This is a genomic window from Pseudomonas putida, from assembly GCF_009883635.2.
Lineage (GTDB): Bacteria > Pseudomonadota > Gammaproteobacteria > Pseudomonadales > Pseudomonadaceae > Aquipseudomonas > Aquipseudomonas putida_W.
The window spans coordinates 5,233,519-5,245,958 of record NZ_CP026115.2 but is presented as its reverse complement, the minus strand read 5'-3'; the positions used below and the strand labels follow the sequence as shown (position 1 = coordinate 5,245,958).

The window sequence follows — 12,440 nt, the reverse complement described above, 5'->3', positions numbered from 1 at the left end:
TATTTCACTCTGTGATGGCTAACCATGAAGCAGTCACGGCAGCTATGTAAATGCTAAACCATGCGAACCTTACGCATTACCAACCCCACTAACCCCACATTGACCAACGCCAGCAAGCACAAGGTGACCAGCACGCCCATCGACCCGAAGTGCTCGAACAGATAGCCCCCCACCAGCGGCGTCAGTGCCTGCCCGATCAAGGAGGGCCGCGACATGCGCCCCATCAGCAGCACGTACTGCGCCGGCGGCATCATCGCCAGCGGCAGCAGCCCACGCACGATCGCGCGCAGGCCATTGCCGCAGCCGAACACCAGCAAGCCCACCGCCGTGGCTGCCGGGACAAAGGCCACCATCAGCAATCCGATCAACACCAGGCTCACCCAGGCCAGGGCGGTCCAGATCGGGTGGCGCTTGCCCGCGAGGATCTGCAGCACCCGCGACGCCACCTGGCTGGGCCCGAGCATCGCCGCCAGACCGATGGCCACCGGCAGCGAATGCCCCAACCCCTGCAGCACGGCCACCAACTGTACGGCGATGGCGGTCATGATGATCGCGCCAATGGCGAACATGCTGGTCAGCAGCCAGTAGAGCTGGCGGTCGACTCCAACGGTTTCGCCTTTTGCTGGCGTCTTGGAAGGGACTTCAACCCGGCCACCTGCGGGCAGCACTCGCCAGTACAGCGGCGCCACCACCACCATCAGCACCAGCGCGTAGCAAACGCAGGTCGCGCGCCAGCCGAAGTGTTCGATGGCCAGGGCCACGGTCGGCCATGAAAGGGTCGAGGCGAAGCCGGCAATCAAGGTGATGCCGGTGATGGCCTTGCCCGCGCCTTCGCCGTACAACCCGCCGAGGGTGGCGAACAACGCTTCATACAAGCCCATGGCCATGCCAATGCCGATCACCGCCCAGGCCAGCAGGAACAGGCCGAGGTTATGGCTGGCGGCCATGATCAGCAGCCCTACCGCCACCACCGCGCCGCTTGCGGCCATTTGCGGGCGGCCGCCGTAGCGGGCGACCAGACGGCTGGACAACGGGGCCAACAGCGCCGAGACCATCAAGCTCAGGGACAGCGCGCCGTAGACCCATTGGCTGGGCCAGCCGGTGTCGCGGCTGATCGGGTCGGCCATTACCGCCATGAGGAAGAACGAGCCGCCCCAGACCAGGATTTGCAGCACGCCGAGGAGGACGATGCCGAGGGGGCCGGGCAGGCGGTGGTACGTGCGCAAGGTGGGGCCTATTTCAGTTGCTGTGCGGAGGTGTCTGCACTGGCCTCTTCGCGGGACAAGCCCGCTCCTACAAGTACTGCACAGGTCTTGAATGCTGTGTAGATCCTGTAGGAGCGGGCTTGCCCCGCGAAGAGGCCGGTACTGCCTTTAGAGAGCTTACCTCCTGACTCCGTCACATGCCCGCCATCGATGTTTGATCCAGACATATCATTGCGCGTGATAATAGCTTTCGCTCCGTTCGATTCGTGCGTCACGCGCAAGACACTCACACTCCGCCCACTACTAATACATTGGCGGAGTTCTCCATGGATCACTCACTCAAACCCTTGCGCTTCCCCCTCGCTGCCCTGGCAGTGGTGGTGCTCAGCGCTTGTGGCCGCACCCCCGACGCCGTGCAGGCTCCCGCCGCGCCCAAGGTCAGCGTCGCCAAGGTCATCGAGCAGCCGATCAACGAATGGGACGAGTTCACCGGCCGCCTGGAAGCGCCGGAAACCGTCGAGGTGCGCCCTCGGGTCTCCGGCCAGATCGACCTGGTAGCCTTCACCGAAGGTGCCCAGGTGAAGAAAGGCGACCTGCTGTTCCAGATCGACCCGCGCCCGTTCCAGGCAGAGGTCCGCCGCCTTGAGGCCCAGTTGCAACAGGCCAAGGCCACCGCCATCCGCAGCGCCAACGAAGCCCGCCGTGGCGAGCGCCTGCGTGACAGCAACGCCATTTCCGCCGAGCTTGCCGAGTCGCGCAGCAGCGCCGCCGCCGAAGCCCGCGCCGGGGTCGATGCGATCCAGGCCCAGCTCGACCTGGCCCGCCTGAACCTCAGCTTCACCCGCGTCACCGCGCCGATCAGCGGCCGCGTCAGCCGCGCCGAATTCACCGCTGGCAACATCGTCACCGCCGATGTCACGCCGCTGACCAGCGTGGTCTCCACAGACAAGGTGTACGCCTACTTCGACGCCGACGAGCGCGTGTACCTCAAGTACACCCAGCTGGCGCGTGAAGGCCAGCGCGGCCAGAGCACCCCGGTGTACCTGGGCCTGACCAACGAAACCGGCAACCCGCACCTGGGCCAGATGAACTTCGTCGACAACCAGGTCAACCCGCGCACCGGCACCATCCGTGGTCGCGCCGTGTTCGACAACCGCGACGGCCAGTTCACCCCAGGCCTGTATGCCCGCCTGAAGCTGGTCGGCAGCGCCCAGTACGACGCCGTGCTGATCAACGACGAGGCGGTCGGCACCGACCTTGGCAAGAAGTTCGTGCTGGTCATGGACAAGGACAACAAGGCCGCCTACCGCGCCGTGGAACTGGGGCCGAAGCTTGAAGGCCTGCGCATCGTGCGCAGCGGCCTGGCCAAGGACGATCGCATCGTGGTCAAGGGCCTGCAGCGCGTGCGCCCTGGCTCGCCGGTGACCCCGGAAGAAACCCCGATGGCCAGTGAACAGACCCTCGCCGCCCTCGCCCAACAGCGCCAGGCCCTCGAAGCCAGCAACCCGGCGCCAAAAGTGGCCGGCACCACCGAAAAAGTCGCCAGCGCCCAGGCGCCACGCGGTTAAGGGACCACACCGATGAACTTTTCGAAATTCTTCATTACCCGGCCGATCTTCGCCGCGGTGCTGTCGCTGGTGCTGCTGATCGCGGGTTCGATCTCGCTGTTCCAGCTGCCGATCAGCGAATACCCCGAAGTGGTTCCGCCGACCGTGGTGGTGCGCGCCAACTTCCCCGGTGCCAACCCCAAGGTGATCGGTGAAACCGTCGCCGCGCCGCTGGAGCAGGCCATCACCGGTGTCGAGAACATGCTGTACATGTCCTCGCAGTCCACCGCCGACGGCAAGCTGACCCTGACCATCACCTTCGCCCTGGGCACCGACCTGGACAACGCCCAGGTGCAGGTGCAGAACCGCGTCACCCGTACCCAGCCCAAGCTGCCAGAGGAAGTGACCCGGATCGGTATCACCGTCGACAAGGCTTCGCCCGACCTGACCATGGTCGTGCACCTGACCTCGCCGGACAACCGCTACGACATGCTCTACCTGTCCAACTACGCCATCCTCAACATCAAGGATGAGCTGGCGCGCCTGGGCGGCGTCGGCGACGTGCAGCTGTTCGGCATGGGCGACTACTCGCTGCGCGTGTGGCTCGACCCGAACAAGACCGCGTCGCGCAACCTGACCGCCAGCGACGTGGTGGCCGCGATCCGCGAGCAGAACCGCCAGGTCGCCGCCGGCCAGCTGGGCGCCCCGCCCGCCCCCGGTTCGACCAGCTTCCAGCTGTCGATCAACACCCAGGGCCGCCTGGTCAACGAGGAAGAGTTCGAGAACATCATCATCCGCGCTGGGGCGGACGGCGAGATCACGCGCCTGAAGGACATCGCCCGGGTCGAGCTCGGTTCCAGCCAGTACGCCCTGCGTTCGCTGCTGAACAACCAGCCGGCCGTGGCCATCCCGATCTTCCAGCGCCCGGGCTCCAACGCCATCGAGATCTCCGACGAAGTGCGGGCGAAGATGGCCGAGCTGAAAAAGGACTTCCCGGAAGGCATGGACTACAGCATCGTCTATGACCCGACCGTGTTTGTCCGCGGCTCCATCGAGGCGGTTGTGCACACGCTGTTCGAAGCGCTGATCCTGGTCGTGCTGGTGGTGATCCTGTTCCTGCAGACCTGGCGCGCCTCGATCATCCCATTGATGGCCGTACCGGTCTCGCTGATCGGTACCTTTGCGGTGATGCACCTGTTCGGCTTCTCGCTCAACGCCTTGTCGTTGTTCGGCCTGGTGTTGGCCATCGGTATCGTGGTGGACGACGCCATCGTCGTGGTGGAGAACGTCGAGCGCAATATCGGGCTGGGCCTGAAACCGCTGGAAGCCACGCAAAAAGCCATGAGCGAAGTGACCGGGCCGATCATCGCCACGGCGCTGGTACTGTGCGCGGTGTTCGTGCCTGCTGCGTTCATTTCCGGGCTTACCGGGCAGTTCTACAAGCAGTTCGCGCTGACCATCGCCATTTCCACGGTGATCTCGGCATTCAACTCGCTGACCCTGTCGCCGGCACTGGCTGCCGTGCTGCTCAAGGACCACCACGCACCCAAGGACCGTTTCTCGCGGTTCCTGGAAAAGCTGCTGGGCAGCTGGCTGTTCGCCCCGTTCAACCGCTTCTTCGACCGTGCCAGCCACAGCTACGTCGGCGGCGTGCGCCGGGTCATCCGCTCCAGCGGCATCGCCCTGTTCCTCTATGCCGGGCTGATGGGCCTGACCTACCTGGGCTTCTCGTCCACACCGACCGGTTTTGTGCCGGCGCAGGACAAGCAGTACCTGGTGGCCTTCGCCCAGCTGCCTGACGCCGCCAGCCTCGACCGTACCGAGGCGGTGATCAAGCGCATGAGCGAGATCGCCCTGAAGCAGCCGGGCGTGGCCGATTCGGTGGCCTTCCCGGGCCTGTCGATCAACGGCTTCACCAACAGCCCGAACAGCGGCATCGTGTTCACCCCGCTCAAGCCGTTCGACGAGCGCAAGGACCCGAGCCAGTCGGCAGCGGCGATTGCCGCCGCGCTGAACGCCAAGTTCGCCGACATCCAGGACGCCTACATCGCGATCTTCCCGCCTCCGCCGGTACAAGGCCTGGGCACCATCGGCGGCTTCCGCCTGCAGATCGAGGACCGCGGCAACCTGGGCTACGAAGCGCTGTACAAGGAAACCCAGAACATCATCGCCAAGAGCCACAACGTGCCGGAACTGGCGGGCCTGTTCACCAGCTACCAGGTCAACGTGCCGCAGGTCGATGCCGCCATCGACCGGGAAAAGGCCAAGACCCACGGCGTGGCGATCACCGACATCTTCGACACCCTGCAGGTCTACCTGGGCTCGCTGTATACCAACGACTTCAACCGCTTTGGCCGCACCTACCAGGTCAACGTCCAGGCCGAGCAGCAGTTCCGCCTCGATGCCGAGCAGATCGGCCAGCTGAAGGTGCGCAACAACCTAGGCGAGATGATCCCGCTGGCGACCTTCCTCAAGGTCAGCGACACCTCCGGGCCTGACCGGGTGATGCATTACAACGGCTTCATCACTGCCGAGATCAACGGTGCCGCAGCCCCAGGCTACAGCTCCGGCCAGGCCGAGGCGGCGATCGAGAAGCTGCTCAAGCAAGAGTTGCCCAACGGCATGACCTTCGAGTGGACCGACCTGACCTACCAGCAGATCCTCTCGGGCAACACCGCGCTGTTCGTGTTCCCGCTGTGCGTGCTGCTGGCCTTCCTGGTGCTGGCGGCCCAGTACGAGAGCTGGAGCCTGCCACTGGCGGTGATCCTGATCGTGCCGATGACCCTGCTGTCGGCCATCACCGGGGTGATCGTGTCGGGTGGCGACAACAACATCTTCACCCAGATCGGCCTGATCGTACTGGTGGGCCTGGCGTGCAAGAACGCGATCCTGATCGTCGAGTTCGCCAAGGACGAACAGGCCAAGGGCCTCGACCCGCTGGCGGCGGTACTGGAAGCCTGCCGCCTGCGCCTGCGGCCGATCCTGATGACTTCGATCGCCTTCATCATGGGCGTGGTGCCGCTGGTGTTCAGCTCCGGTGCCGGCTCGGAAATGCGCCATGCCATGGGTGTGGCGGTGTTCTCGGGGATGATCGGCGTGACCGTATTCGGCCTGTTCCTGACCCCGGTGTTCTTCTTCCTGATCCGCCGCTTCGTCGAGCGTCGCCAGGCCCGCAAGGCCGAGCACGCAGCCGTGCTGGAGAACCACGCATGAACCTGCTTAAACCGTTGACCCCGAGCCTGCTGGCGCTGGCCCTGGCGGCCTGCGCGGTCGGCCCGGACTACAAGACCCCGGACACCCAGCCCGCACAATTCGACAGCACTGATGTGCAGGCCAAGGCCCTCGACCGCAGCCGCTTCGAGAGCCTGTGGTGGAAGCAGTTCGACGACCCGGTGCTGAACCAGCTGGTGCAGGCATCGCTGGACGGCAACCGCGACCTGCGCGTGGCCTTCGCCCGGCTCAAGGCTGCCCGGGCGATCCACGATGACGTCGCCAACGACCAGTTGCCGGTGGTCACCAGCCGCGCCAGCAGCGAGATCGGCAAAGGCCAGGTTCCCGGGCAGACCACCCAGCGGGTCAACCAGGAGCGTTACGACCTGGGCCTGGACATGGCCTGGGAACTTGACCTGTTCGGCCGTATCCAGCGCCAGATCGAGGCCAGCGAGGCCCAGGAAGCGGTGGCCCAGGCCGACCTGCAACAACTGCAGGTCAGCCTGATCGCCGAACTGGTTGACGCTTATGGCCAGCTGCGCGGGGCGCAACTGCGCGAGAAGATCGCCGTGGCCAACCTCAAGACCCAGCAGGAGTCACGCAGCATCACCGTGACCCTGCGCGACGCCGGGGTTGGCAACGATCTCGACGTTGTCCGTGCCGATGCCCGCCTGGCGGGTGTCGAGGCCACTGTGCCGCAGCTGCAGGCCGAACAGGCCCGGGCGCGGCACCGTATCGCCACCCTGCTCGGCCAGCGCCCGGACGCGCTGAGCGTCGACCTGGCGCCCAAGGCCTTGCCGGCCATCGCCAAGGCCTTGCCGGTGGGCGACCCGGGCGAGCTGCTGCGCCGCCGCCCGGATATCCGCAGCGCCGAGCGCCAACTGGCCGCCGCCACCGCCAATGTTGGCGTGGCCACCGCCGACCTGTTCCCGCGGGTGAGCCTCAGCGGCTTCCTCGGCTTTACCGCCGCCCGTGGCTCGCAGATAGGTTCCTCCGCCGCCAATGCCTGGGCGTTGGGGCCAAGCATCACCTGGGCCGCTTTCGACCTGGGCAGCGTGCGGGCCCGCCTGCGCGGTGCCAAGGCTGACGCCGAAGGCGCCCTGGCCAACTATGAACAGCAGGTGCTGCTGGCCCTTGAAGAGTCGGCCAACGCCTTCAGCGACTACGACAAGACCCAGCAGCGGCTGTTATCGCTGATGCGCCAGAGCGAGGCCAGCCGCAAGGCGGCCGACCTGGCCTCGGTGCGTTACCGCGAAGGCACGGTGGACTACCTGGTGCTGCTCGATGCCGAGCGCGAACGCCTGAGCGCCGAAGACGCCCAGGCCCAGGGCGAGGTCGAGCTGTACCGCGGCATCGTCTCGATCTACAAGGCACTCGGCGGTGGCTGGCAGCCGGAGACCGTCGCCAGCGCACGCTGATCCGCCCCGTTTCAACGACTCCTTTGGTTGGTTCCTCCCCCAACCGTTTGCCCCGCAGGCCTTGGTCTGCGGGGCTTTTTTATGGTCCCTTGGCGACCCCGCGGCTTGCAGCCCAAGGCATTCTGCCCCAAGCTCTGCCTTCCCACCGCCATGGACCGCAGCGCCCGATGCCCAGACGCCACCGCTACCTGATCGCCGTACTGCTGCTGATCCTGGTGACGCTCGCCATCGTTTTCCTGCGCCGGGACGACAAGCCCGCGCCACCGGTACTGCCACCCCACAGCTACGGCAAGGCGCTGCGCCAGGCACATGACGGTTTGCCGGGTGCCGCCCGGGTGCTGTACCAACAACTGCAGCGTGATGACCTGACACCGATCCGCCGCGCCGCACTGTATGCCGAATTGCCCAACTACCCATCGCCGCAGGCACTGAAGCTGGCCCGCCTGGACCTGGAAAACGATGATCCTCTGGTGCGCCGCGCAGCCATTGCCAGCATTCGCAAGCTGCTGCCGCCCTCTCAGCGCAGCCTGGTGCTGGGGCCGTTGCTGGACGATGACGAGCAGAGCGTGCGCTTTGCCGCCGTGGATGCCCTGCTCGGCCTCGACCCGGATGCCATCGGCCTGTATTTCGGCCCGTTGCAGACCGCGCTGGAGCAATACCAGCAGGCCCTGGAAAAACAACCCGACGACGCCGAGGCCCAGGTGCACCTGGCGCGCCTGTACCTGCACGAGAATGATTACGATCAGGCGGCTGCGGCCCTGCAGCGCAGCCTGGCCATGGCCCCGGATGGCCTCGACGCCCTGGCCACCCAGGTGCGTTTGCTGGAACGCCAAGGCCACCATGACCAATCCCGCCAGGTGCTGGCCAAAGCCTTGGCACTGCGCCCGGACTCGGCGTTCCTGCAATACGAGCTGGGGCTCTGGCTGATCCGCCATGACCAACGCGAATACGCCCTGCTGGCCTTGTCGCGCGCGGTGGAGCTGGAGCCGGAGAATGCCGACTATCGCTACACGTTGGCAGTGACCCTGCACGAGCTGGATCAGTCCGATGCCGCGCAGAAGCAGCTGGAAACCTTGCTCAACCGCCAGCCGGCCAATCGCCGGGCACGGGTGCTGCTGATCCAGTACTGGAAGGAGTCCGGCCAGTTGCAGAACGTTCAGGTGCTGCTGGCTGAACTGGAGCGGCAGAACCCGGACGATCCCTTCCTGCAACAAGGGCTGTAATCTGCGTTGAACCCGGGCGAATGCCCGTGGTCCAGTGGGTATCGGACCATAGAAGGCGGCAAGCACCTTGTCGACCGTTTCAGGAGAATCGCTTTGGCCAGTTCGTTGTCGATGGACGAACGTGCTGTGATCCTGGCCCCGGACCAACTTGCCCACAATGCATCGACGTTGTTGGCGGCAGCCGGTGTCGACTGTTTGCGCGCGCAAGATATCGCCAGGTTGCAGGCCTGCCTGATCGAAGGTGCAGCCGTGGCGATCATCGCCGAGCAGGCCCTTGAAGTCGAAGCCGCCGACCTGTTGAAAAGCTACATCGATCAACAGCCACCCTGGTCAGACCTGCCCATCCTGCTGTTGACGCGCACCCCTGCGGCCAGCCCTTCCAAGGCCAATCTTGCCTTAGGTAACCTGACCCTGCTCGCCCTGCCTTTCGACGATGGGAGCTTTCTGCACCTGACTCAGACCGCGTTGCGCAATCGGCGCCGTCAATACCTGGCGCGCGACCATATGCTCGACCTGCAGCAGCGACTGGATGCGCGTAGCGAGGAACAACACATCATCGACCACGCCCTGCAGCAAACCCGCAAGATGGAAGCGATCGGCCAACTGGCCGGCGGTGTGGCGCATGACTTCAACAACCTGCTGACGAGCATAGGGGGCAGTTTCGAACTGATCGACCGGCGCCTCAAAAACGGGCGCTGTGACGGCCTTGATGCAATCCTGCGCAGGGGCCAGCAAGCCGTGTCACGTGCTGCGGTGCTTACCCATAGCCTGCTGGCGTTTTCGTCCAGGCAGTCGTTGCACAGTCAGCGCGTCGACTTGCTTGCGCTCCTGCAACCGCAGCGCCTTGAAGCCATCCTGGGCCAAGGCGTCAGCCTGCACCTTGACCTGCCCGCAGACCTGTGGGCAGTGCAGGCGGACGACGCGCAATTGCAAGAAGCGGTGAACAACCTGTTGGTCAATGCCTGCGAGGCCATGCCCAACGGGGGCAAGTTGCGCATTGAAGCCCGCAACCAGAAGATTGACACGCAGCGGCCCTCAGGTGGTGGGCTGGAGACAGGTGAGTACGCCTGCCTGCGCATCATCGATGACGGCCAGGGCATGTCGCAAAGCACCCTGGAACATGCCTTCGAGCCCTTCTTCAGTACCAAGCCGGTAGGCCAGGGCATTGGCCTTGGCCTGTCCATGGTCTACGGCTTCAGCAAGCAGTCCCACGGACATGTAGCGCTGTTCAGCGAGATTGGCCACGGCACACAGGTGGACCTTTACCTGCCACGCCATCTTGAGCCACAACAGCCCCAGGCCTCCAGACCGCACCCAGCACCTGCCAGCGAAGGCCGCCATGTGCTGGTGGTCGAGGATGATCCCCATGTCCGTGACCTGCTTCGCCAGTCGTTGCAAGACGAGGGTTATCCCTGCCTGAGTGCCTGCAACGCCAACGAAGCCTTGCAGCTGTTGCGTTCAGCGCAGGCAATCGACTTGCTGGTCAGCGACGTTGGCCTGCCGGGCATGAATGGCCGGCAACTGGCCGAAATTGCCCGCACGCTCCGCCCGCACCTTCCGGTGCTGTTCATCACCGGCTACGCCGAGACGGCAATGGCGCGCGAAGGGTTTCTCGCGCCGGGCATGCAGCTGATCTGCAAGCCGTTCGAGCTCAAGCAGTTGCAGGCTCAGGTTGCCAACATGCTGGGCAGTCCCTGAGCCCGGTCAATCGCTCAACATCAGCAAGGCCTGGTTCATCAAGCTGGCCAAGGCGAACGGCTTGAGCATCAACGCCGTGCCTGGGGTCTCGGATAGTTGCGGCTCCAACGGTTTGTCGTTGAACCCTGTAATGAACAGAATCTTCTGATCCGGCTCGAACATGCGCATCGCCCTGGCGACCTGCCGCCCGCTGAAACCACCCGGCAGGCCGATGTCGGTGATCACCAGGTCGAAAGGGCCGTGGTAACGGAAGCGCTCGAGCGCCGAGTTCGCATCCCTGGCATCGCACACGTCGAAGCCACGCTCCTGCAGGTACTCCTTCATCACCGAACGCAGGTTTTCCTCGTCATCGACCAACAGCACGCGTTGACCTCTTGCTCGAGTTACAGCAGGTACCGGCTGCGGGGTTTCTTGCGCGATGTGTTCAAGGCAACGCGGGAACAACATACAGACCTTGAGACCGTGATCAGGCGCTGACTCGAGCCACACATAGCCGCCCGACTGTCCGACGAAGCCATAGACCATCGCCAGCCCCAACCCGGCGCCATGGCCCATGGGCTTGGTGGTGAAGAACGGTTCAAACGCCCGGGCCATGTCCACTTCGGGCATGCCATGGCCGTCGTCCGTGACATACACGGCGACATAGTCACCCGGAGCCAGGCCTCGCTCATCGGGGAACGGTGCCTCCAGGCGCATGTTGATCGTGCGCACTGCCACCACGCCACGCTCAAGGCAGGCCTCACGTGCGTTGGCAAACAGGTTCACCAACGCATTCTCCAGCTGTGCAACATCCAGACAGATGGTCCAGGGTTCTACGTCGAGTTCCCAGTCCACCCGCATTTCAGCCCCCAGCACCTGGCACAATAGCGGTTCCATGGAGGTCAGCTGGCGATTGATGTCCAATGGCTTGGGTGACAGTGGCTGATGACGGGAGAATGCCAGGAGGCGGTGAGTGAGCGTCATGGCACGTTGCACCGAATCAGTGGCCAGCGCCACATAACGTTCGATTTGATCAAGACGCCCTTGGTCCATGCGCCGCTGCAAGAGCTCCAGGCTGCCGCCGATACCCGACAGCAGGTTGTTCATCTCGTGGGCCATGCCGCCTGCCATATGGCTAACCGACTCCAGGCGCTGGGTTGCCCATAAAAGGCTATCGGACAGTTGCAAGGCATCTTCATGATCCTGAGAAATGTCTCGCCCGACAGCCGTCAGCAGCGAGCCGTCGAAACTCGCCATCCAGCGGAACAAGCGGTAGTGCCCGTCCTTGTGGCGCAAGCGCGTCTCCAGCTGCTCACGCCCACGGTCGCTAACGTACTCCATGACCGCAACCTCCACCTCGGCCCTGTCGGCAGGATGGACCAGCTCCAGGATCGGTTTACCGCTTACCTCGTCTTCAGTCCAGCCCAGAACACGCTGCCAGGCCGGGTTGGCCGCTTGCAGCCGGAGGTCGCGGGTAACGACGATCATGGCATCGCGAGAAAGCTGCCAGATGTGGTCACGATCGGCCATGATGCGCTCGATCTTGCGCTCGAACGCGAGCGCCTGCTCGCGCCATTCATCATGCGCATCAACGCTGGCGTTGGTTTCGATCACCGTGTGCAGAAACCCCACCACTTCGTCCTGCTCATCGCGTAACGGTGTGTAGCTGAAGGCGTAGCGGGCTTGGGCACCCGTTTGCTTGTTCGTTAGCCTTAGCGGTTGGTCTTCGACGAGGTTCGAGTCACCTTCAAGCACCTTGAACACCCAGGGGCCGATGTCCTTCCAGGCTTTTGCCCACAGTCTGTCGAACGCCTGCCCCAAAGCGTGGCCGTCACATTCGAGCAACTTCGCGTAAGCATCGTTGTGAATCACCGTCATCTGGGCGCCCCAGACCACTGCGCAGGGAAACGGCGAAAGCACCATCATGTCGACGGCAACGCGCAAAGGGGCCTGCCAATGCGGCAGCGGCCCGAGCGCGCTGTAACGCCAGTCGAACCGCGTGACCTGCTCAGCCATACCCTCTGCCGGTGATGACCGAGTGGCAAGTTCCATGCCCTGTGCCGAAGGTTTGCGTGGTGTACCTTTTACGAACACTGCCGTGATTCCACCATTGCTCTTGGTTAAAACTCCGTTTGCGCATCATCTGCCCGACGATTCGCC

At 64.3% G+C, this 12,440-nt stretch carries 7 protein-coding genes; 5 read left to right on the top strand and 2 right to left on the bottom strand.

Annotated elements, in window-relative coordinates; all coding sequences use genetic code 11:
* Nucleotides 1-53: 53 nt before the first annotated feature.
* Nucleotides 54-1,175, bottom strand: a complete 1,122-nt coding sequence (locus C2H86_RS23915; RefSeq protein ID WP_159412988.1) for an MFS transporter — start codon at nt 1,173-1,175, stop codon at nt 54-56.
* A gap of 356 nt (nt 1,176-1,531) precedes the next feature.
* On the opposite strand from C2H86_RS23915, the gene mexE reads away from it, so the two are divergent.
* From mexE to C2H86_RS23890, 5 genes are all read left to right on the top strand, one after another.
* Complete coding sequence (gene mexE / locus C2H86_RS23910) at nt 1,532-2,773, top strand: multidrug efflux RND transporter periplasmic adaptor subunit MexE (RefSeq protein WP_110635215.1); 1,242 nt, start codon at nt 1,532-1,534, stop codon at nt 2,771-2,773.
* Nucleotides 2,774-2,785: 12 nt separating this feature from the next.
* Nucleotides 2,786-5,965, top strand: a complete 3,180-nt coding sequence (locus C2H86_RS23905; protein WP_159410137.1) for an efflux RND transporter permease subunit — start codon at nt 2,786-2,788, stop codon at nt 5,963-5,965.
* Nucleotides 5,962-7,380 (top strand): efflux transporter outer membrane subunit, encoded by a 1,419-nt coding sequence (locus tag C2H86_RS23900; protein WP_159410136.1) that lies wholly within the window; start codon nt 5,962-5,964, stop codon nt 7,378-7,380. The genes C2H86_RS23905 and C2H86_RS23900 overlap by 4 nt, the downstream gene beginning before the upstream one ends.
* A gap of 167 nt (nt 7,381-7,547) precedes the next feature.
* Nucleotides 7,548-8,603: a HEAT repeat domain-containing protein gene (locus C2H86_RS23895; protein WP_159410135.1), complete on the top strand. Its 1,056-nt coding sequence runs from the start codon at nt 7,548-7,550 to the stop codon at nt 8,601-8,603.
* Between the two features lie 93 nt (nt 8,604-8,696).
* Nucleotides 8,697-10,301, top strand: coding sequence for a response regulator (locus C2H86_RS23890; RefSeq protein WP_159410134.1), 1,605 nt, complete (start codon nt 8,697-8,699; stop codon nt 10,299-10,301).
* Between the two features lie 6 nt (nt 10,302-10,307).
* On the opposite strand, the gene C2H86_RS23885 is transcribed toward C2H86_RS23890, so the two are convergent.
* Nucleotides 10,308-12,296 carry a response regulator gene (locus tag C2H86_RS23885; protein WP_159410133.1) on the bottom strand — a complete coding sequence of 663 codons (1,989 nt, stop codon included), beginning with the start codon at nt 12,294-12,296 and terminating at the stop codon, nt 10,308-10,310.
* Nucleotides 12,297-12,440: the final 144 nt, after the last annotated feature.

What these genes read in the sequence shown, in the direction of transcription:
- mexE (WP_110635215.1), top strand. Translation starts at nt 1,532, where the DNA reads ATGGATCACTCACTCAAACCCTTGCGCTTCCCCCTCGCTGCCCTGGCA.
- C2H86_RS23905 (WP_159410137.1), top strand. Translation starts at nt 2,786, where the DNA reads ATGAACTTTTCGAAATTCTTCATTACCCGGCCGATCTTCGCCGCGGTG.
- C2H86_RS23900 (WP_159410136.1), top strand. Translation starts at nt 5,962, where the DNA reads ATGAACCTGCTTAAACCGTTGACCCCGAGCCTGCTGGCGCTGGCCCTG.
- C2H86_RS23895 (WP_159410135.1), top strand. Translation starts at nt 7,548, where the DNA reads ATGCCCAGACGCCACCGCTACCTGATCGCCGTACTGCTGCTGATCCTG.
- C2H86_RS23885 (WP_159410133.1), bottom strand. Translation starts at nt 12,296, where the DNA reads ATGGCTGAGCAGGTCACGCGGTTCGACTGGCGTTACAGCGCGCTCGGG.